Here is a 22151-nt window from a genome sequence, read left to right on the forward strand (position 1 = left end):
GTGGTGTGGCTTAGAACGTGATTGTGGCGGTGACGACGTCCTTGTAGTCCCCCGGCCGGGGCGTCGCTTGCGCCGGCACGCGGCCATACACCGTGTACGTTTGATTGGACCCCGTGCCGGTTCCCGCCCGCGGCGCGCCGCCGCTGGCGTTGCCCCAGATCGTGGCGTAAGCCGCGTCCTGGTAGAGCTGATAGCTGACCGTGTCCGCCTGCGTCGCGTGCTTCATCTTGCGCGCCAGCACGTTGTTGGCGACGGAGCCGCCATCCAACGCCACCGAGTACGCGTTGTTGTTGGTGCACTTCACGGTGATCTGGCTGGTGGCGGTGGTGGCAGAGCTCAGCACCCCCTTGGGCGGAAACGCCATGTTGGTGGCGTTGATCGTGCAGTTCTTCTGCACCAGCGCGGTCACGGTCAGGGGAATGGAGATGCGCGTGGGCGAGGTCAGCGGGCAATTCGTCAGGCCGCTCAACAGGCCGATCGACACATCCACTGTTGCGGTCGTCGAGTACGTTTCGGAATAGCGCGTGTCGGCATTGTTCACGGTCTTGACCAGCGGCTGGTTGCCCGGCACCTTGCCGTAGAACCTGAACGTGGTGGACGCCGTGCCGCCCAGCAACGGGCCGATCAGCGTCACCGACGTGGGTGCGGTCGTCAGCGCCGTGCCCCATACCTGGCTGGTCGCGGCATCCGTGTACAGGTTGTAGTTCATGCGGTTCACACCCGCGCCCAAGGTGCGGGGGTTGTTCGACGTGCTGGTGTTGCCCAGCCCCAGGTTGAAGCAGAGCCGCGCCGCCAACGACAGGGCGGTGAAGTCGCACGTCACAACGATTTGCCCGCCCGAGTTCACCGTATCCGCTGACAGCAACGGGTTGATCGTGCCGAAATCCATTGTGCCGGTGGTGCCCGCGCCCAATGCGCAGGAGCTTGCCTCTGCTGTTGCGGCCGAGCCCATGCACAGCGCCGCCAGCAGCCACGGCGCGTATCGGCCCCGCGCCGCCCTCATTGCCACCCCCAAGGCCGCCGTCATTGCCGCCCCCGCGCCAACGGTTCGCAGACAAACGGCCCCAAGGTAGGCAGCGGCCGTTTCGGATCATGTTCGTAGTCGAACTCCACGGTGCACGACACGCCCGCGCCTTTGACGCGCAAGTGGTTGCGCGCCACCAGGTCTTCAACGAACGTCAGGCCTTCGTATCCCAGCGCCGAACGCTTGCCGCTTTCCACGTGCGCCACTTCGGCGCCCACCGGCACGAACGCGCCGTCCGGCAATTTCAGAATGACCGAGGCCGCCGCGTATTTCTCGATCTGGAATTTCGCCAGCACGCCAGAGCCGCCTTGCGGCACGACGACGGTCTTGGTGGTGTCGAGCTTCACGTCCACCGGCAAGTCCTCGGGGTCGATGGCGATGCGGTTGGTCTGATAGGAATTCAAGTCGGGCACCAACAGGTAGCCGCTGCGGTTGGTTCTGCCCAGCTTGCGGTTTTCGTGCAGCACGGCAACATCCGGCTCGCCATCGGTCGACACCAGCGCAAAGCTGTCGTTGATGCGGCGCGTGGGCAGCACCGTTCCGTCCATCAACACCAATGAACCCGACGCCTGCAACGCGCCCTGCGTGCGGCCGCCGTAGTCCTGCACGATGCCGGCCACCTGGCCGTAGCGCCCCAGATACTGGGCCTGGCCCTGGTTGTAGCCCATGCCGCCCACGCGCCCGTTCTGCACGCCCCAGCCCCAGCCGCCCTCGTAAGCCACACTGCTTTGCGCCCCCACGCTGTAGGTCGAGTCGCCGCCTTGCCGGCCCACCGACGCGTTCAACTGGGAACGTTCGCCCAGCATCATCGTCAACCCCAAGTACACGCCACGCGTGTTGGACTGCGTGAAATCGTTATAGGCGCTCAGCGTCATGACGACACGGCTGTGCAGATTGACCATGTACGACGCCGAGCCCAGCTTGGCGGTGGGCAGTTGCGGCATGCGGTAGCCGATGTAGCTCACGGCCACGCTTTGCGAGGTGGTCAGCGGCAGCGACACCGTCACCCGCTCTGTTTGCGTCGGCACCGGCGCATCTTCGCGCGAGCCCAGGTCGCCGTAGTCGCCCACCACGCGCGTCACTTGGGAATCGATACTGAATTCCGGGCGGATGTACTGATACCCCAGGCTGATCTGGCCGCCGTCATACTGGCCCGCGCTGCCCGACAGCGAGCCGCTCAGCACGCCCGCCTGGCCCAGCTTGACCATGGCACCCGCGCCCACGTTGTACAGGCCCGCGCTGGCTTCGCCGTGCGCTTCCAGCGTCAGGTCATCGCTGTACCCATAGCGCCCGGACGCCGTCGCCACCGGCTGGTTGTCGTAATCGAACGAACGAATGCTGAACTGGCGCCGCACGAATCCGGCTTCAAGCGAATAGCTGGACAGTCCCCCGGCCAGCATGCGGGTATCGATATACAACGGCACCGACGTGCTGACCGTGCGGCCCAGCGCATCGCGCGTAATCAGCGTGGCCTGGCCCGCGCCCGTGATGCCGGGAATCTGGTTCACCACGAACGGCCCGGGCGGCACATTGCCCGAATACTGCTGCACGCCGTTGATGTAGAGCGCCACCGATGACGGCACCACCGACGAAGCGCTTAACGATGACACCGGGAAGGTAACCAAGTCGGGGCGCAGCGCAAAATTCCGGCCCCACTGCACGCCCGCCATGCGCACCGACCGCGACCAGTTCAACGACGAAGAAATCGTGTCGCCCAGCCGCAGCGTGCGCAGGGTTTCCTGATTAGAGCGCGTCCAGTAGGTGTCATAGCGCACGTAGCGGTCGCCTCGATCCCCCTCGCCGCCGAAGTAGGCCGTGCCGGTGTTGCTGAACACACCATTGGAATCAAAGTAGCGCTGCTCGGTAAACAGCGACAGCTTGTACATGGCGTCCGTTTGCGTATACGCGTCGTAGTTCAGCACCAGCCCGCGGCCCGCGGTGGCAAGCGGCGTAGCCGCCAGGTTGCGCCCCACCTGATAAGGCGTGCGCAAGTTGTCGGGCAGCACGATGTCCACCGTCTGCGCCGCCGCGTTGTAGGAATAGCGCAAGCCCGCCACCCGGTCCAGCGCGACCTCACGCGTGTCGGGCAGGCCCAGCTTGGACACATCCACGCCCACCGAACGCAGCGCATCGCCGCTGGCGGACAAGCGGCCTTGCGCATCGCGAAAGCGCAGCAGTTGCGAAGTGTTGACCCCGTTGATGCTGACCTCCAGAAAGACATCCCGCTCGGCGATATTGCCGAACGACAATAGATCGGGCGATTCCGCCGCCAGGGCCGGCGCCCCCAGCAAACAGAGGGCAAGGCACCAGGCGCGTCGCCCGCGAACACGGGGAGCGCGTACTGCCATGTGCTGCCTTCCTCGTTGGTGCCGGGCGTGCCGGCGCGCGATCAATCAACGCGAGGCGTTACGGTGACGACGTCACCGTTGATCAGGGCTTTGATCCGCACCGGTCCCGATGCGTTTTGTTTTGCGGGGATGCGCCATTCGCGTTCGCGCTGCGCCAAGGCGTATCCCACCAATCCTTCAATACCCGCCACCGGTTTGCCTGCGCTGTTGAGCACCTGCAACGCCGCCACCTGCGCGTATCGCGTGCCGGTGTTAGCCAGCCGCAGCACCCAGTCGCCGCCCGCGCGCGTGGCGTTCCAGGCCAGCTCGGGCTCAGGCCGGGGCGTAGCGCCGGCCACGAACACGGGCACGGAATACCGCAGGCGCAAAACCACGCCATTGATACCGGGCGTGGCCGGGTCGGGGATTTCGTCGATAACCAGCCGGTAGCCGCGTTCCAGCGGCGCGAGTTCCTTGGATGCGCGCACGAGCCGCACCAATTGCTCGCCGCCGGGCGGCACCTGAATGATGGGGGGGCTGGCCTGCACTTCTTCGGTGGGCGTCAGAACATCGTCGCCATTGGCCTGCTCCCAGCGGTAGATCCGAACCTGTCCATAGACGGGTGTCGTGCCGGGATTGCGCAGCATGATGCCGCTTGCCGCCTGCTGCGGCGCGATATCCACCAGCACCGGCGATATCTGCAACGCCGCTGCGGATAGAAGCCCCGACCAGCCCGCCATGCACAACGCCAATACCGCCCGACACAGCCTCTGCATTGGCGCGCCCACTAGAAGTAGACCGTGGCGGTGACCGTGGACGAATAGTTGTCAGGGGCGGGCGTGGTCTGGGCCGGCACGATGCCATTGACCACCAGCGGCTGCGCCGTGCCGTTGCCCACACCGCTGACGCGGTCGGCAACCTGGGCGTCGCCCCACACCACGGTCTGGCTGCCCGGCTTGTACAGCTGGTAGGAAACGGTGGCGGTGTTGGCGCCGGTGGCGCTCATGAAGCGCGTGGTCGCGGTGGACCCGGTGCCGGTGCCTGCGCTCAACCCCACCGCATAAGGCGTGGTGTTGCTGCACGTGACGTTCAGCGTGGTGGAGCCGGGAACGGCGGCATTCAAGACGCCGTGTGCGCCAAACGCCAGATCATTCGCGGCGATCGCGCAGTTGGCGTTGATGGTCAGTGTGACGTTGAAGGTGGCGGTGGCGGTGCTTTGCGCGGAAACCATACCGGGCGCGGCGCCAGCGCCGATTAAGGACAACGTTGCTGCATACCAGGACAAGCGTTTCATAAGGAAACCCTCCACCAAATAGTTGCACCATGCGACGTACGGAAAATAATCGTACGTCGAATAAATAAATCCGGCACGACTTCGTTTCAATTTACCCGCGCCATTATTACGTTTTCTAACTAAACCCACGCATGCCGGATTATCCAAAGCCGTCAGTTTATCTATGAAAACTCAAACAAGTTCGCCACATACATTTAGTTATATTTATGCACCGAAGCCCGTGTCCCACCGTGACAATATTCAAACAAACCCGTTCGGGCGGTGCAAATAACTGATTCAGTAAAGGCATTAAGCCATGTGACCATGCGGTCGCATTATTAATGCCTGACCGGCCAAACCAAACACCATTGGCGCCGCCATGCCCTTCGCCTGACGAAGCGTTGAATCGCGATGCGGCATTAGAATCAGTGCTCTTGATTCCGGACGCCCCGCCCGGAACCCTCGCTGTTACCTCCGCCCCATGCTCTCGTTTTCCCGCAACACCGTTTATCCGGCTGGCGCCGGCTTGCCTGCATCGGAACGCCTGGGCGCGCTGTTAGCCGTCATGCTGGCGGTTTGCATGGCCAGCCTGGACACGGCCATCGCCAACACCGCGCTGCCCACCATTGCGCGCGACCTGCAAGCCAGCGACGCGGGCTCCATCTGGGTCATCAGCGGCTATCAGCTGGCGATGGTGGCGGGGCTGCTGCCTGCGGCGGCGCTCGGTGAAATCCTGGGCCATCGGCGCGTGTACATCGTGGGGCTGGTGGTGTTCACGTTGTCGTCGCTGGCTTGCGGGCTGGCGCCGTCGCTGCCCACGCTGGTGGTGGCGCGCATCTTGCAGGGCTTGGGCGCAGCGGGCGTGATGAGCGTGAACGGCGCGCTGCTGCGCTTTATCTATCCGTCGCACATGCTGGGCCGCGGCCTGGGGCTGAACGCGATGGTGGTGGGCTTGTCGTTCGCCGCCGGCCCCACGGCCGCATCGGCCATTCTGCTGCTGGGGTCGTGGCACTGGCTGTTCCTGATCAATGTGCCGATCGGCATTCTGGCGGCGGTGCTGGGCCTGCGCGGCCTGCCTGAAACCGCCCGCGCGCCGCACGGGTTTGATGGCGTCGCCGCATTGTTGTGCGCGCTGACGTTGGGTTTGTTCGTGCTGGGGTCCAACGAACTGGCGCATGCCGCGCCGTGGCCGCGCGTGGTGCTGGAGTGGGGCGGCGCCATCGCCAGCCTGTGGCTGCTGATGCGCCGGCAAGCAGGGCATCCCGCCCCGATCCTGGCCGTGGACCTGCTGCGCCGGCCCTTGTTCGCCTTGTCCGCCGCCACCGCCGTTTGCGCCTTCGCCGCGCAGGCGCTGGCGTTCGTCTCGCTGCCTTTTCTGTTCCAGACGGTGCTGGGCTACAGCCAGGTGCATACCGGCTTTCTGATTACCCCGTGGCCGGTCGTTGTGGCCATCATGGCGCCGATTGCGGGGCGCCTGTCCGACAAGTATCCCGCCGGCATCTTGGGCGGCGTCGGCCTTGCGCTGTTGGCGCTGGGCATGGTGCTGCTGGCATTGATGCCCGCCACGCCGTCGGTGTGGGACATCTCGTGGCGCATGGCGATTTGCGGCGCGGGCTTTGGTTTTTTCCAGTCGCCCAATCTGCGCGCCATCATGACCTCTGCCCCGGCATCGCGGGCCGGTGGCGCAAGCGGCATGATCGGCACCGTGCGCCTGTTGGGCCAGGCCACCGGCGCGGCGCTGGTGGCCGCCTGCTTCCATGTATCCAACACGCACGGCGCGATTGCCGCCTTGTGGCTGGGCGGATTGTGTGCGGCGCTGGCCTGCATCGCCAGCTTTTCCCGATTGCGGTTTGACGCGTCGGAACCGACGCAAGCGTCCGCGACGAGGTAGGGCGGCCGGGCCGTCCACAGGGGCGATCCAGCGTGGGCTTGGACCGGGGCAACTAAGCCGCCGACTAAGCCGCCGACTAAGCCACCGACTATGCCGCCGACTATGCCGCCGACTATGCCGCCGACTATGCCATCAACTATGCCGCCAACCCAGCCGGCAACGCATCGCTCAGATGGCACCAAAACGCAACAATGTTGCGCTATTTTTCAATATATTCAAGCAACACGCCGACATATTCGTAAGTTGTGAAACAGCCGCTAAATATCCCAGCGGCGAGGTCGTAATTGTCGTTGCAGCACTCGCTGTATCTGGGAACGACACGCATGACACAGTTTTTGAAAGACATCACGATCCGCCGCATGATTCTGTGCACCTTGCTCATGATCAGCGCCCTGATTACCGGCCTGTCGGCCATCAGCGTCAACGGATTGCGCAGCGCCGGCGAGGCGCTTGCCGACAGCAACGAACTCCTGCACGAAGTCTCCGCCCTGTCCCGGGTCAATGATCAGATCATGCGGGCGCGGTTGCGCCTGTCGCGCCAGCTGGAATACGCCAGCGATGGCCAGGCGGCCCAAGCCGCCGAAGAAGGGCGCAGCATCGACGCCGCGCTGAACGAAGCCCGCAAGCAGCAAGCGGTCTTTATCGATCTGGCCAAAAAGGACGCGCCCACCGCCATCCTGGAGCCCATGCAAGCGGGCTTTGACGCGCTGGTCAACGGCGGCATCGCCGTGCAGCGTCAGCATCTGGACGCGGGCGACATCCCGCGCGCCCGTGCGCACGCGGCAAGCGCCGTCGTCGCCTCCAGCCGTGCCTTCGGCAAGAGCATCGAAAACTACGAGGCCTACGCCAAGGAACGCGAAACCCAGTTGTGGGCCGATGCGGCCAACAAGCGCCAGCAGGCTTACATCGGCATGGGCGTTGTGCTGGGCATCTGCCTGTTGCTGCTGGTGCTCGGCGACCGCTATGTGGTGGTGTTCGTGCGGCAGCCGCTGGAATCCATCAAAGCCCATTTCCGGCGCATCGCCAGCGGCGACCTGACCGCGCCCATTCCGCACTATGGCGCCAACTGCGTGGGCCAGATGATTCCGTATCTGCAAGAGATGCAGGCGAGCCTGGTGCGCACGGTGCACGCGGTGCGCGAAGGCGTCATCGAGATCAACACGGGGTCCAGCGAGATCGCGGCCGGCAACCAGGACTTGTCCAGCCGCACCGAGCAGCAGGCGGCCTCGCTTGAGGAAACCGCCGCCAGCATGGAGCAGCTGCTGTCCACCGTCACCAGCAACGCCGAAAATGCCCGCCAGGCCAACCAGATGGCGGCCACCGCAAGCGAAGTGGTTCAGCGCGGCGGCCAGGCGGTCAAGCAAGCCGTCAGCACCATGCGCGAAATTGCGCAGGACTCGGGCCGCATCGAAGACATTGTCAGCGTGATCGACGGCATCGCTTTCCAGACCAACATCCTGGCCTTGAACGCAGCGGTGGAAGCGGCGCGTGCGGGCGAGGAGGGCAAGGGCTTTGCCGTGGTGGCGGCCGAAGTGCGGTCGCTGGCGCAGCGCAGCGCGGGCGCCGCCAAAGAAATCAAGCAGCTGCTCAACACGTCCGGCGCCACGGTGCAGGCGGGCTCAGTGCAGGTGGAAGCTGCGGGGCGCACGATGGAAGAGATTCTGTCGACCATCGAACGCCTGACCCTGCTGGTCAACGACATCGCATCCGCATCGCACGAACAGGTGACAGGTATCGACCAGGTGAACACCGCGGTGAACCAGATGGATCAGGTCACGCAGCAAAACGCGGCGCTGGTCGAAGAAGCGGCGGCCGCCGCGTCTTCGCTTGAAACGCAGGCGCAGCGTTTGCAGAGCGCGGTCAGCGCGTTCCGTTTGCCGCCGCTGATCCAGGACCAACGCGCCATCGCCATCGCGGCCTGAGGGCGGCGGCCGGCTAGGTGCGGCCGGCCAGGCGCACCCAACTCGGCGCCCCCAGCTCGGCGCTCCCAGCTCGGCGCCCCCCACCTATTCCTTCACGTAGCAGGGGTATTGCGACTGCTGCGCGCGTGAACGCGCCGGGTCCACGTCGACCACCACGATGGATTCCGTGTCGGTGGATTGCGCCAGCGGCTCGCCGTTGGGCTGGAAGGCGAACGCGCGGCCACCGAATACCTGGCCGTCGGCGGTGCGCCCAGCGCGGTTGGAACTGACCACGTAGCAACCGGACGTGATGGCCGCCATCGCGCCCGCGGTCAGCCAGCGCCCGATGGATGCGCCGCTTGCGCGCGGCACCACGATCAGCTCTGCCCCGTCGCGTCCGTAACGACGCGACCGTTCGTTGAACATCAGCTCGGTGCACAGCTGCACGCCCAGACGAATGCCGCCCACGTCGACGACTTCAAACCCCTCCATCGCCGGACGAAACCAGGTGGCTTCAAAGAACCCCGGCTCTTCCGGGAAGTACTGCTTGTGATGCAGGCGCGTGTAGCGCCCGCCCTGCAAGGCGAAGGCTTCGTTTGCCAACCGGTCGCCTGCGGGTATGGGGCGGGACGAGACAATAGCCGGCACCGGCAGCACCGCCAACGCGGTCAGGCCCGCTTCGTGCATGCGCACGGATTCGGCCGCACGCGCCGGATCGTAGACGGGCGAGCCCGCCAGCCACTCGCCAAAAGGCATCTCGTTCGTGACGAGCAGGTCGGGTTCCAATTCGGCAATGCGCTCGGCAATGCCTGCCCACGTGGGGCTATCGGGGGCCAGATCCACCGGCCCTTCCATCATGCAGATCCGCATACGTTCTCCTGGATGCGCGGCGCGCCCGGCATCGGACGCGGTCAGGCCACATCGTAGAACGCCGCGCGTGGCGATAGTGCGGCGGCGGCGCACGTGGTCCGTATCCGACGCGTCGTGGTCCGTATCCGGCGCACGTGGTCCGTATCCGGCGCACGTGGTCCGTTTTCCGCCGCAGCCGTGTGGCCGCGCACGGCATCCCCTTCGACCGCAAAGCCGTGCGCGTTCCGCGCGGTTCAGGCCAGCGCCGCCATGTCCAGCAACGCGCCGTGGCGAATCACGCGCTTGGGCAGGTCGCCGCCAATCCAGTACGCCAACTCCGACGGATGCGCGATGTCCCACGCGACAAAGTCCGCCACCTTGCCGGCCTCAAGCGCCCCATGCGTGGCCTGCAAGCCCAACGCGCGTGCCGCGTGTACGGTGGCGCCCGCCAGCGCCTCTTCCGGCGTCATCTTGAACAAGGTACATGCCATGCTCAGCATCAGCCGCAACGACAACACGGGCGACGTACCCGGGTTCAGGTCAGTGGAAATCGCAATCGGCACACCATGGCGGCGCAGCAGCTCCAGCGGTGGCAGCTGCGTTTCACGCAAGGCGTAGAACGCGCCCGGCAACAACACCGCCACCGTGCCAGCCTGGGCCATGGCCAGCACATCGCTTTCGGTCAGGTATTCAAGATGGTCCGCCGACAAGGCGCCATAACGCGCCGCCAAACTTGCGCCATGCAGCGACGACAATTGCTCGGCATGCAGCTTCACGGGCAAATCCAGATGCCTCGCGGCCTGGAACACGCGTTCAACCTGTTCAGGCGAAAACGCCAGATGCTCACAGAACGCATCCACCGCATCCACCAGCCCTTCGGCGGCCAGCACCGGCAACATGCGGCGCGCCACTTCGTCGATGTAATCGTCGGGCCGCCCGCGGAATTCGGGCGGCAGCGCGTGCGCGGCAAGGCAGGTCGCCTGCACCGTCAGCGGCAGCGTCTGGCCCAGCCGGCGCGCCACACGCAGCATCTTGCGTTCGTTAGGCAAATCCAGCCCGTAGCCCGACTTGACTTCAAGCGTGGTGACGCCGTCGCGCAGCAGATGCAGCGCACGCTTGCGCGCGCTGACATAGAGTTCGTCTTCCGAGGCTTCGCGGGTGGCGCGCACGGTGCTGGCAATGCCGCCGCCTTGCGCGGCGATCGTTGCATAGTCCACGCCTTGCAGGCGTTGTTCGAACTCGGTGCTGCGGTTGCCGCCAAACACCAGATGGGTATGGCAGTCGATCAGGCCGGGCGTAACCCACGCCCCGCCCAGATCATGGACATGCGCCGCATCCACGCCTGGCAACTCGGCCTCTGGCCCGATCCATTCGATACGATCGGCGCGCGTCACGATGGCCGCGCGCTCAATCACCGCATAGCCACCACCCGCCATCGTGGCGGCGTGGCAGTGTCGCCAGACCTGTCTCATGCACATCTCCTGAAAGCAACTACATCAGTCCGAACCTTGCGCCAACGGCACGGAAATGCCGCCGTCACCCGGACGATTGGGATAGACCCAGAAACGGTACGCCACGCAAAGCAGCGCAATCCACACCACGCCCACGGCCAGCGCGGCCTGCGTGCGCGGGAAGTAACCCAGCACGGCAATCACGAACACCATGAACGCAATGGCCAGCAACGGACCCACCGGCCAGAACGGCACCGGGAATTTCAATTCCGCGACCTCTTCCGCGCTCATCTTGCGCCGCATCGCCACTTGCGACAACAGGATCATCAGCCAGACCCACACCGTGGCAAAGGTAGCGATGGAAGCGATCAGCATGAACACGCCCTCGGGAATCAGGTAGTTCAGCAGCACCCCCAGCAGCAGCGCAATCGACATCACCACCACGGTCATCCACGGCACGCCGTTCTGGGAGACGGCCGCGAACCCGCGCGGCGCCTGGCCTTGCTGCGCCATGCCATACAGCATGCGGCCCGCGCCGAAGATGTCGCTATTGATGGCCGACACCGCCGCCGAGATCACCACGATATTGAGAATGGTGGCCGCCGAGCCTATGCCCAGGCTATCGAAGATCTGCACGAAAGGGCTGCCCTTGCTGCCGATCTGGGTCCAGGGGAAGATCGACATCAGCACGAACAGCGTCAGCACATAGAACAGCAGAATGCGCATCGGCACCGCGTTGATGGCGCGCGGAATGGTGCGGCCCGGGTCCTTGGCTTCGCCCGCCGTGATGCCGATGATTTCAATGCCGCCAAACGCAAACACCACCACCGCCAGCGACGCAATCAGCCCGCCCACGCCATTGGGCATGAAGCCGCCGTGCTCCCACAGGTTATGCACACCGGTTGCTGCGGTATCCGCGCTCAGGCCGAAACCAAACAGCATGATGCCCAGGCCGCCCGCGATCATCGCAATGATGGCGCCCACCTTCAGCAGCGACAGCCAGAATTCCAGTTCGCCAAACACCTTCACCGACAGCAGGTTGATGGCGCCAATGAAGAACACGATCGATAGCACCCAGATCCAGCGCGGCACATCGGGGTACCAGAAACCCATGTAAAGCCCGAACGCCGTGATGTCGGCCAGGCACACGATGATCATCTCAAACGCATAGGTCCAGCCCGTGAGAAAGCCCGCAATCGGGCCGAGATAGTTGGTGGCGTAATGCCCGAACGAACCCGACACCGGGTTGCGCACCGCCATTTCCCCTAACGCGCGCATCACCATGTACACGGCGGCGCCCGCCACGATGTAGGCCAGCAGCACCGACGGGCCAGCCTCTTGAATGGCCTTGGCTGATCCGTAGAACAGCCCCGTGCCAATGGCCGAACCCAACGCCATGAATCGGATATGTCTGGCGTTGAGTCCCCGTTTGAGATCCTGCGGTTGTGCTTGCATGTCTGTCTCCGTACTTGTTTTATAGGCGTACAGCATCAAACGCCGCGCGAGCGCCTTCTATGGGCGCGTGCGCACGGCGCAGCAATGGCGGCCGTCAAACGACGGCCGCAACATCGAAATCAAAGGCTGGGCAGCAGGCCGGCGGGCATCAGGCCATTCATGACATGCGCGCTGAGCAGGCCGCTGGCCGCCGCGATGTCAGGCGCGAAGAAGCGGTCTTCTTCGTAATGCGGCACCTGCTCGCGCAACGCGCGGCGCGCCTGCTCAAGCTTGGGCGACGTCTTCAAGCCTTCGCGGAAGTCCAGGCCCTGGCAGGCGCCCAGCCATTCGATGGCCAGGATGTCGCGCACGTTCTCAGCCATGGCCCACAGGCGCTTGCCCGCGTTGGGCGCCATGGAAACGTGGTCTTCCTGGTTGGCGGACGTGGGCATGCTGTCAATGCTGGCGGGGTGCGCCAGCGCCTTGTTGTCGCTGGCCAGCGCGGCGGCCGTGACCTGGGCGATCATGAAGCCCGAGTTGACGCCGCCCTTAGCAACCAGGAACGGCGGCAGCTGCGACATATGCTTGTCCATCATCAGCGCGATGCGCCGTTCCGACAGCGCGCCAATTTCCGCCAGCGCCAGCGCCAGGTTGTCGGCCACCAGCGCCACCGGTTCCGCATGGAAGTTGCCGCCAGAAATCACGTCGCCTTGGGCGGTGAACACCAGCGGGTTGTCGGACACCGCGTTTGCTTCAATTTGCAGCACCTGCGCCGCATGACGAATCTGCGTCAGGCAGGCGCCCATCACTTGCGGCTGGCAGCGCAGGGAGTAGGGGTCTTGCACCTTTTCGCAGTCCGCATGCGAATGGCCCACTTCACTGTCGTCGCCCAGCAGTTCGCGGTACACGGCCGCCACGGCAATCTGGCCGGGCTGGCCGCGTGCGGCGTGAATGCGGGCGTCAAAGGGCACGCGCGAGCCCAGCATGGCTTCCACGCTCAGGCTGCCGCAAACCAGACCCGCGGCCATCATGTCTTCGGCTTCGAACAAGCCACGCAACGCGTAGGCCGTGGACACCTGCGTGCCGTTCAGCAGCGCCAGCCCTTCCTTGGCGGCAAGCGTCAGCGGCACAAGGCCTGCACGCGCCAGCGCCTCTTGCGCAGGCAGCCATTCGCCTTGGAAGCGCGCGCGGCTTTCGCCCAGCAGCACCAGCGACATATGCGCAAGCGGGGCCAGGTCACCCGATGCGCCGACCGAACCTTTCAGCGGGATGTGCGGGTAGACGCCCGCGTTCACCAGCGCAATCAGGCTGTCGATGACGTGGCGGCGGATACCGGAATATCCACGCGCCAGGCTGTTGATCTTCAACACCATGATCAGGCGAACCATCGCGTCATCCAGCGCCTCGCCCACGCCCGCGGCGTGCGAGCGCACCAGCGACGTCTGCAAGGCTTGCAGGTCTTCGCGCGCGATCTTGGTCGAGGCCAGCAAGCCAAACCCGGTGTTGATGCCGTACACGGTACGGCCTTCCGCGATGATGCGTTCAACCGTCGCCACGCTGGCGTCGATGGGGTCCGCCGCACTGGCGTCCAGCGTCAGGCGCACGGGCTCGTGATACACACGGCGCAGATCCGACAAGGTCAGGTGGCCGGGCTTGATATGCAAATCCATTCTTGATCTCCTACGCCGGTCAGCCGGCTTCATGCAATGTCGTGGTTACGCGGGTTCTTGCGTGGGCCGCCGCGCCGACGCGTCGGACGCATCGGCCTCAGGACGCGGCCCGCGCCGCGCAAACAGGTAATAAAGGATGCTGGGCACGATCAGCCCGATGATCCACGAGATATCCACACCCCCCAGCCGCTCGACCATCGGGCCGGTGTAAAGCTTCGTCGAGATAAAGGGCATCTGCACCAGCACGCCAAACGCATAAACCAGAATGCCGGGCAGGTTCCAGCGCCCGTAACGCCCGTTCGGGTCGGACAGCGCCGGCACGTCGTAGCGCTCGCGGTTGACGAAGTAGTAGTCCACCAGATTCACCGCGCTCCACGGCACGAAGAACGCCAGCAGGAACAGAATGAAGGACTTGAATGCGTTCAGGAAAGAATGCTGGCCGATCAGCGCCACGGCCGTCGCCGCGCCCACGATCAGCACCACCGCCACCGCACGCTGGCGCCGCGTGATCTCGACATGGCCCCGAAAGCCGCTGACGATGGTTGCGATGCACATGAAGCTGCCGTACGAATTCAGCGTGGAAATCGTGACCTTGCCAAACGCGATGCTGAAGTACAGCAGCGCCGCCATCGTTCCCGTGCCGCCCAGCCCGACGATGTACGCCACCTCGCGCCCCGCGAACTGGCCCGCCGCCATGGCCGCAGCCAGCACGCCCAGCACCATCGCAATCTGCGCGCCCAAGACAGACCCCAGCCCCACCGCCAGAAACGTCTTCACCGGAGACGTGCCGCTGGGCAGGTAACGCGAATAGTCCGCTACGTAAGGGCCATACGCGATCTGCCACGATGCCGCCAACGACACGGCCAGCAGGAATTTGTCCCAACTGAAATGCCGAATCTGCAGCAGCTGGCCCACGTCTCCCACCGCGATAACGCGGCTGAACAGGTACACGAAGGCGATCAGCCCGAACACCGTGGCGATGCGGCCGATGATGTGGATCACGCGGTAGCCGAACAGCGTGGCCGCGAAGATCAGGATGCCGGAGGTGTCGCTGACGCCGAACAACTGGCCCAGCGCCTGCCCCGACAACACCGTGCCCGTGGCGGTGAAGCCCAGGTACATCAGGCACACCAGCACGATCGGTATCGCCGCGCCGTACACGCCGAACTGCACGCGGCTGGAGATCATCTGCGGCAGGCCCAGTTTCGGGCCTTGCGCCGCATGCAGCGCCATCACCCCGCCGCCCAGCACCTGCCCGATGAACAAGCCAATCAGCGACCAGAAGACGTCACCCCCCAACACCACGGCAAGCGCCCCGGTGACAATGGCCGTGATCTGCAGGTTGGCGCCCATCCACAGCGTGAACTGGCTGTAGAGCTTGCCGTGCCGCTCAGATTCCGGAATGTAGTCAATGGAGCGCCGCTCGATCAGCGGTGCGGCGCCTGGCTCACCGTGCTGCGCCATCGCGTTGCCCCGATGTCACCATGGGCAGGTTCAAGCCCTGTTCCTTCGCGCATTCGATCGCGATGTCGTAGCCGGCGTCGGCATGCCGCATCACGCCGGTGGCCGGGTCGTTGGTCAGTACGCGGGCGATGCGTTCGGCGGCGGCGTCGGTGCCGTCGCACACGATCACCATGCCCGAATGCTGCGAGAAGCCCATGCCCACGCCGCCGCCATGATGCAGCGAAACCCAGGTTGCGCCGCTGGCGGTGTTCAGCAGGGCGTTCAGCAGCGGCCAGTCAGACACGGCGTCCGAGCCGTCGCGCATGGCTTCGGTTTCGCGGTTGGGGCTGGCGACCGAGCCGGAGTCCAGGTGGTCGCGGCCGATGACGATGGGCGCAGACAACTCGCCAGACCGCACCATTTCGTTGAAAGCCAGACCGAGCTTGGCGCGTGCGCCCAAGCCGACCCAGCAGATACGCGCCGGCAAGCCCTGGAAGCTGATGCGCTCGCGCGCCATGCTCAGCCAGTGGTGCAGATGCGCGTCGTCGGGAATCAGTTCCTTGACCTTGGCGTCCGTCTTGTAGATGTCTTGCGGGTCGCCCGACAGCGCGGCCCAGCGGAACGGGCCCACGCCACGGCAGAACAGCGGCCGGATGTAGGCGGGCACAAAGCCGGGAAAGTCGAACGCATCGGCCACGCCTTCTTCCTTGGCCATCTGCCGGATGTTGTTGCCGTAGTCGAACGTGGGAATGCCCTGGTGCTTGAACGCCAGCATCGCTTGCACATGCACTGCCATCGATTGCTTGGCGGCCTTGATGACGGCGGCAGGTTCGCGCTTGGCGCGTTCGCGGTAGTCGTCCCACGTCCAGCCGGCGGGCAGATAGCCGTTCAGCGGATCATGCGCGCTGGTCTGGTCGGTGACGAGGTCGGGCTTCACGCCACGGCGCACCAGCTCGGGCAGGACGTCGGCGGCGTTGCCGCACAGCGCGATGGACACCGCGCGGCCTTCCTTGGTGTAGCGGGCGATGCGCGCCAGAGCATCATCCAGATCGGTGGCTTGTTCATCGACATAGCGTGTGCGCAGGCGGAAATCGATGCGGCTTTGCTGGCATTCGATGTTCAGCGAGCACGCGCCGGCAAGCGTTGCCGCCAGCGGCTGCGCGCCGCCCATGCCGCCCAGGCCCGCCGTCAACACCCAGCGGCCCGTCAGGCTGCCGCCGTAGTGCTGGCGGCCGGCTTCGACAAAGGTTTCGTAGGTGCCTTGGACGATGCCCTGGCTGCCGATGTAGATCCAGCTGCCGGCGGTCATCTGGCCGTACATGGCCAGACCCTTGGCGTCGAGCTCGTTGAAGTGCTCCCACGTGGCCCAGTGCGGCACCAGGTTCGAGTTTGCGATCAGCACGCGCGGCGCGTTGGCATGCGTCTTGAACACGCCAACGGGCTTGCCCGATTGCACCAGCAGCGTCTCGTCGTCGTTCAGTTCCTTGAGCGATTCAACGATCTTGTCGTAGCAGTCCCAGTCGCGCGCGGCGCGGCCAATGCCGCCATACACCACCAGTTCTTTGGGGTTCTCGGCCACGTCGGGGTCGAGGTTGTTCATCAGCATGCGCAAAGGGGCTTCGGTGAGCCAGCTCTTGGCGGTCAGTTGATTGCCGCGCGGGGCGCGGATGACGACGTCGCGATATCGGGTCGGTTGGTCCAAGAGGCTCTCCTTGATCGGTTCGGCCGCGCGAACGACGCGGCGCGGCGGTTGCCCGAATCATAGGATGCCTATGCTTGTATATACAAGATGAGAAGACCATTATTTGGCTCAGGGATTTCCCCAATGAAAAATGCCGGACCTTGATCAGGTCCGGCATGTTCGATAACCAATGGGATCACCCCGGCCAGGGGTCAGGCGTTCAGCAAGCGCGGGGCTGCAATTCAATGACGCAGGCATCCACCCCGCCCGCGGCATCCAGCTGGTATTGCGCCAGCCCGCTCTGGCCTTCCACATGCAGGCAGTCATAGCGCGACGGCAACGCGTGCGCCGCGCCGTTGATGCGCACCGTCAACTCCTGGCCCGCATTCAGCACCAGCACGCTGTGCGCCGCGCTGTGAAAGGTGCAGGCCGCCGACACCCATTGCAGCCGCGCGTGATAACGCGCCGGCGCGTAGAACAGATTGAAATCGCGGATGGCGCCGCCGAGCAGCCGGCAATCCACCTGCGCATCACCCAAGAACGCGTACGCCTTGCGCGGCGCAAGCGGCGCTTGTTCGTGGCCATCGACCGTCAGCTGGATGCCCTGGCCTTCCAGCACCGTGATGATGCGCTGATACCCCGTAAACGCCGAGAAGCCGCCGTCCTGCGCCACATCAGCAATGGACAAGCGCCAATCGAACGCCGCCGTGCTGCCGCCCGGGTTGCAGGCAACCTCTTGTGTCGTGCCGCCGCCGTTGCGCCACGGCATGCGCGGATAATCGGCCGCGCGGTACAGATGGATGTCGGGGGTATTCATGTCGTGAACTTGCCTTCCAGGCGGTGGCGTGAGCCGGGGTGGATCAGGCGCGCCAGGGTGACGGCGCGGTCTCCCGACCACGTGCGGCGGCTGATCAGCAAGCAGGGTTCATCGCGTTCGATCTGTAGCAACTGGCATTCTCGCGGCTTGGCCAGAATGGCTTCAACGACGTGTTCGCCTTCGCTCAAGGGCGCAACACGCGTCAGGTATTCGTAGGGCGTGCTCTGCGTGAAATCCTGCTTCAGATAGTCCGGCGCAAGCCGCACATTGACGTAACGGTCTTCCAGCTGAATCGGCACGTCGTCTTCGAAATGGACGATGACGGAATGGAACACCGGCTGGCCCGCACGGATCTCCAGCGCCTGCGCCTGTTCCGCGCCCGCCGCCTCTTCGGCCAGGCGCACGACGCGGCTGTGATGGCGGTGATTGCGCGCCGCAATCTCGTCGGCAATGTTGTTGACGGCAAACAGCGCCGACCGCGCCTTGGGCTGCGCCACAAACGTGCCCACGCCCTGCATGCGCACCAGCAGGCCCTCGGACGTCAGCTCGCGCAGCGCGCGGTTGATCGTCATGCGGCTGAAACCCAATTCATCGACCAGTTCGCTTTCGGACGGCACACGGTAGTGCGCGGGCCAGGCGCCGCTGCGTATCTGCTGCGCAATCATCTGCTTGACCTGTGCGTATAGCGGGGCGGGCAGGGCGTTGGTCTGGGCGGGCAATCGAGGGGGGGAAGAAGCCACGGGGGAGTCCTGGTGTGCGACGGGAAAAATCGGGTTCTAGTATAGACAGGTACACATGTCTTGCGAACGGGAACCGAATTTCCGTATACTCCCCCCCTGTATCGTTTTCGGAGCCTGCCGTGCCGCATTCGCCGGAAGAAAAGAAGCGTGTCGTCACCCGCCTGCGCCGTATCCAGGGGCAGGCGTTAGCATTGGAACGCGCGGTCAATGAAGGCACGGAGTGCGGCGCGCTGTTGCAGCAACTGGCCGCCTTGCGCGGCGCCGCCACCGGCCTGATGGCCGAAGTGCTGGAAAGCCATCTCCGGGAAACCTTCCTGCAATCCGCCCAGGGCGGGCCGCCAGACGCGAAGATCGACCCCGCAGCCGAGGTCGATCAACTGATGCGCATCGTCCGTTCCTATTTGAAGTAAGCCCACCCGACATTCGTGGAGTAACCGCTATGAAATCACGCGCAGCAGTCGCATTCGGACCCGGCAAGCCGCTGGAAATTGTTGAAATCGACGTCGCCCCGCCGCAGCGCGGCGAGGTGCTGGTGCAGATCACCCACACCGGCGTCTGCCACACCGACGCCTTCACCCTCAGTGGCGACGACCCTGAAGGCCTGTTCCCCGCCGTGCTGGGCCACGAAGGCGCGGGCATCGTCGTGGAAGTGGGCGAAGGCGTCACGTCGCTGAAGCCCGGCGACCACGTCATTCCGCTCTACACGGCCGAATGCCGCGAGTGCAAGTTCTGCCTGTCCGGCAAGACCAACCTGTGCCAGAAGGTGCGCGCCACCCAGGGCAAGGGCCTGATGCCCGATGGCACGTCGCGCTTCAGCTACGAAGGCAAGCCGATCTACCACTACATGGGCTGCTCGACGTTCAGCGAATACTCGGTCGTCAACGAGATCTCGCTGGCCAAGATCAACCCCGCCGCCCCGCATGAAAAGGTCTGCCTGCTGGGCTGTGGCGTTACCACGGGCATTGGCGCCGTGCACAACACCGCGAAGGTCAAGGAAGGCGACACCGTCGCCGTGTTCGGCCTGGGCGGCATTGGCCTGGCCGTGATCCAGGGCGCGGTGCAGGCCAAGGCCGGCCGCATCATCGCGGTGGACACCAACCCGAACAAGTTCGTGCTGGCCAGCGCCATGGGCGCCACCGATTGCATCAACCCCAAGGACTACGACAAGCCCATCCAGGACGTCATCGTCGAACTGACCGACGGCGGCGTGGACTTCTCGTTCGAGTGCATCGGCAACGTGCACGTGATGCGCGCGGCGCTGGAATGCTGCCACAAGGGCTGGGGCGAAAGCATCATCATCGGCGTGGCCGGCGCGGGCCAGGAAATCAGCACGCGTCCGTTCCAACTGGTCACGGGCCGCGTGTGGCGCGGTTCCGCCTTCGGTGGCGTGAAGGGCCGCACGCAGCTGCCGGGCATGGTCGAAGACGCCATGAGCGGCAAGATCGATCTGGACCCGTTCGTGACGCACACGCTGCCGCTGGAACGCATCAACGAAGCCTTCGACCTGATGCATGAAGGCAAGTCGATCCGCACCGTGATTCACTTCTAAGCGACACGTTCGCGGCAGGTTCCGGCAGGCCCGGCGCGCAATGCGCCGGGCCTGTTTTTTTATGACGCGCGCAAGACAAGTTCGCGCGCGTTCATGACACCGCTGTCATTCATCTTCACGTCATCTTCGGCCGCAACCATTCGCCCTTCATAAACGAGGGATCACACGAATGATTACGTGGAAGAGGAATGCGGGCGCGGCCATGCTGAGCGCCCTGTTGCTGGCCGGTTGCGGCGGCAATGACGATGATGACGACACGTCCGCCAACCCGGCGCCAGAACAGCCCGCGCCCGAGCAACCCGCCGCCAGCCGGCCGATGGAACTGACGATCCTGCACATCAACGATCATCACTCCAATCTGGACAGCAAGAAAAAAGATCTGAAGCTGAAGAACGCCGCCGGTACGCCGGTGACGGCGAATGTGGACGTGGGAGGTTTCCCGCGCGTCACCGGCGCCATCAACGCGCTGTCGGCGCAGTCCGCCAACGTGCTGAAGCTGCACGCGGGCGACGCCAACACCGGCACGCTGTACTTCAACCGCGCGGGCGAAGCCGGCGAGGCCGATGCGGCCATGATGAACACGGTGTGCTTTGACGCGATGACGCTCGGCAACCACGAGTTCGACAAGGGCGACACCGGATTGAAGCGCTTTATCGACCTGCTGCACGCCGGTACATGCCAGACGCCGGTGCTGAGCGCCAACGTCACGTTCGCCGACGCCTCGGCGTTGAATCCGTCACGCGCCCCCGGCATGGTCAAGCCGTCCATCGTGTTGCAGCGCGACGGCCAGGCGATCGGCCTGGTGGGCCTGACCATCGCCAACAAGACGCAGCAATCGTCCAGCCCCGACGCGGGCACACTGTTCTCGGATGAAGCCGCCGCCGCGCAAACGCAGATCGACGCGCTGCGCGCCCAAGGCGTGAACAAGATCGTGGTGATGAGCCATATCGGCTACGACTACGACAAGCAGATCATCCCCAAGCTAAGCGGCGTTGACGTCGTGGTGGGCGGTGATTCGCACACGCTGCTGGGCCCGGATTCGATGGTGAGCTACGGCGTGGGCACGCCGTCGGGCGCTTACCCGACCGTGCTGCAAAACAAGGACGGCAAGCGCGTCTGCCTGGTGCAGGCCTGGGAATACTCGCAGGTGGTGGGCGAACTGAAGGTCAGCTTCGACGCCAACGGCGACGTGACCGAATGCGCCGGCACGCCGCACGTGCTTATGGGCGACGCGCTGACGGTGGGCGGCGCCGCCCCCGCCGCCGCCGACAACACCGCCATGCTTGCCGATGTGGCGGCCAGCGGCTTCCTGCGCATCCAGCAGCCGGACGCCAAGGCCGCAGCCGTGTTGCAGCCGTTCAAGGCAAAGGTCGACACCTTCAGCGCCAGCATCGTGGCCTCGGTTCCGCAAGAGCTGTGCTCGCGCCGCGTGCCGGGGCTGACGCGTGACCGCAGCCGCTCAAGCGCTGACTGCAACACGCTGGGCAGCGTCGACCTGCGCGGTGGCGACATGCAGCAACTGGTGGCGCAAGCCTATCTGGATGTGGCCAACGCCAACTACGGCGGCGCAGACATCACCCTGCAAAGCGGCGGCGGCGTGCGCGTGGCGCTCAAGGGCAATGTGACGGCGGCCAATGTGATCGAGGTGGTGCCGTTCGGCAACATGCTGTGGCGGCTGGACGTGACCGGCGCCGAGGTCAAGGGCATGTTGGAAGACGGCATGCAGGCGGTGTTCGGCGCGGGCGGCTCCACGGGTCCGTACCCGTACACGGGCGGCTTGCGCTGGGATGTGAACGGCGCGCAAGCGCAGGGCAGCCGCGTCACCAACATCGAAGTGCTGGATGCGGCCACCAGCACGTGGCAGCCGCTGAACGCCGCGCGCACCTACAAGCTGTTCGTGTTGAGCTTTAACGCAACCGGCGGCGACGGCTACAAGACGCTGGCGAGCGTGCCCGCCGAACGCCGTCAGGACATCGGCGTGCTGGACGCCGACGTGCTGCAAAGCTATATCGACAAGCAGGCCAAGGACTCCGTGTCCGGCCTGCCCGTGCTGAACCTGCTGCCCGTCAGCCTGTACAGCACCAAGTCGTATAGCGAATAA

Annotated in this window: 17 protein-coding genes; 5 read left to right on the top strand and 12 right to left on the bottom strand. The window is 64.9% G+C overall.

Annotated features, from left to right (window positions below):
- Window positions 1–10: 10 nt before the first annotated feature.
- From HV765_RS18915 to HV765_RS18930, 4 genes are read right to left on the bottom strand one after another with little or no spacing between them, the layout of a single operon-like run.
- Entirely contained in the window at window positions 11–1003 is a 993-nt protein-coding gene (locus HV765_RS18915; protein ID WP_175170609.1) for a Csu type fimbrial protein, read from the bottom strand.
- Window positions 1004–1023: 20 nt separating this feature from the next.
- The gene (locus HV765_RS18920) at window positions 1024–3372 is read right to left on the bottom strand and encodes a fimbria/pilus outer membrane usher protein (protein WP_254600631.1); all 2349 of its coding nucleotides are present in this window, start codon (window positions 3370–3372) and stop codon (window positions 1024–1026) included.
- Window positions 3373–3413: 41 nt separating this feature from the next.
- The gene (locus HV765_RS18925) at window positions 3414–4091 is read right to left on the bottom strand and encodes a fimbrial biogenesis chaperone (protein WP_254600633.1); all 678 of its coding nucleotides are present in this window, start codon (window positions 4089–4091) and stop codon (window positions 3414–3416) included.
- Between the two features lie 47 nt (window positions 4092–4138).
- Complete coding sequence (locus HV765_RS18930; protein ID WP_082386906.1) at window positions 4139–4645, bottom strand: Csu type fimbrial protein; 507 nt, start codon at window positions 4643–4645, stop codon at window positions 4139–4141.
- A 460-nt stretch (window positions 4646–5105) separates the two neighbouring features.
- On the opposite strand from HV765_RS18930, the gene HV765_RS18935 reads away from it, so the two are divergent.
- Window positions 5106–6515 (top strand): MFS transporter, encoded by a 1410-nt coding sequence (locus tag HV765_RS18935; RefSeq protein WP_175170611.1) that lies wholly within the window; start codon window positions 5106–5108, stop codon window positions 6513–6515.
- A gap of 323 nt (window positions 6516–6838) precedes the next feature.
- Window positions 6839–8437 (top strand): methyl-accepting chemotaxis protein, encoded by a 1599-nt coding sequence (locus tag HV765_RS18940; RefSeq protein WP_175170612.1) that lies wholly within the window; start codon window positions 6839–6841, stop codon window positions 8435–8437.
- Between the two features lie 84 nt (window positions 8438–8521).
- Here HV765_RS18940 and HV765_RS18945 read toward each other — a convergent pair whose 3' ends face one another.
- From HV765_RS18945 to hutC, 8 genes are all read right to left on the bottom strand, one after another.
- Entirely contained in the window at window positions 8522–9286 is a 765-nt protein-coding gene (locus HV765_RS18945) for a carbon-nitrogen hydrolase family protein (RefSeq protein WP_175170613.1), read from the bottom strand.
- Between the two features lie 233 nt (window positions 9287–9519).
- Complete coding sequence (gene hutI / locus HV765_RS18950) at window positions 9520–10737, bottom strand: imidazolonepropionase (RefSeq protein WP_175170614.1); 1218 nt, start codon at window positions 10735–10737, stop codon at window positions 9520–9522.
- 24 nt (window positions 10738–10761) lie between these two features.
- On the bottom strand, window positions 10762–12171 hold the full coding sequence (locus tag HV765_RS18955) for an amino acid permease (protein ID WP_175170615.1): 1410 nt from the start codon (window positions 12169–12171) through the stop codon (window positions 10762–10764).
- A 119-nt stretch (window positions 12172–12290) separates the two neighbouring features.
- The gene (hutH, locus tag HV765_RS18960; protein WP_175170616.1) at window positions 12291–13820 is read right to left on the bottom strand and encodes a histidine ammonia-lyase; all 1530 of its coding nucleotides are present in this window, start codon (window positions 13818–13820) and stop codon (window positions 12291–12293) included.
- Window positions 13821–13865: 45 nt separating this feature from the next.
- On the bottom strand, window positions 13866–15284 hold the full coding sequence (locus HV765_RS18965; RefSeq protein ID WP_175170617.1) for a purine-cytosine permease family protein: 1419 nt from the start codon (window positions 15282–15284) through the stop codon (window positions 13866–13868).
- On the bottom strand, window positions 15268–16965 hold the full coding sequence (gene hutU / locus HV765_RS18970) for a urocanate hydratase (protein WP_175170618.1): 1698 nt from the start codon (window positions 16963–16965) through the stop codon (window positions 15268–15270). The genes HV765_RS18965 and hutU overlap by 17 nt, the downstream gene beginning before the upstream one ends.
- Window positions 16966–17164: 199 nt before the next feature.
- Window positions 17165–17761: a HutD/Ves family protein gene (locus tag HV765_RS18975; protein ID WP_175170619.1), complete on the bottom strand. Its 597-nt coding sequence runs from the start codon at window positions 17759–17761 to the stop codon at window positions 17165–17167.
- The gene (gene hutC / locus HV765_RS18980) at window positions 17758–18501 is read right to left on the bottom strand and encodes a histidine utilization repressor (RefSeq protein ID WP_175170620.1); all 744 of its coding nucleotides are present in this window, start codon (window positions 18499–18501) and stop codon (window positions 17758–17760) included. The genes HV765_RS18975 and hutC overlap by 4 nt, the downstream gene beginning before the upstream one ends.
- A 119-nt stretch (window positions 18502–18620) precedes the next feature.
- On the opposite strand from hutC, the gene HV765_RS18985 reads away from it, so the two are divergent.
- From HV765_RS18985 to HV765_RS18995, 3 genes are all read left to right on the top strand, one after another.
- Complete coding sequence (locus tag HV765_RS18985; RefSeq protein WP_054421139.1) at window positions 18621–18911, top strand: metal/formaldehyde-sensitive transcriptional repressor; 291 nt, start codon at window positions 18621–18623, stop codon at window positions 18909–18911.
- Window positions 18912–18940: 29 nt separating this feature from the next.
- Complete coding sequence (locus HV765_RS18990) at window positions 18941–20050, top strand: S-(hydroxymethyl)glutathione dehydrogenase/class III alcohol dehydrogenase (protein ID WP_054421138.1); 1110 nt, start codon at window positions 18941–18943, stop codon at window positions 20048–20050.
- Window positions 20051–20219: 169 nt separating this feature from the next.
- Window positions 20220–22151 carry a bifunctional metallophosphatase/5'-nucleotidase gene (locus HV765_RS18995; protein WP_175170621.1) on the top strand — a complete coding sequence of 644 codons (1932 nt, stop codon included), beginning with the start codon at window positions 20220–20222 and terminating at the stop codon, window positions 22149–22151.

It is taken from the genome of Achromobacter kerstersii, from assembly GCF_902859595.1.
GTDB lineage: Bacteria > Pseudomonadota > Gammaproteobacteria > Burkholderiales > Burkholderiaceae_B > Achromobacter > Achromobacter kerstersii.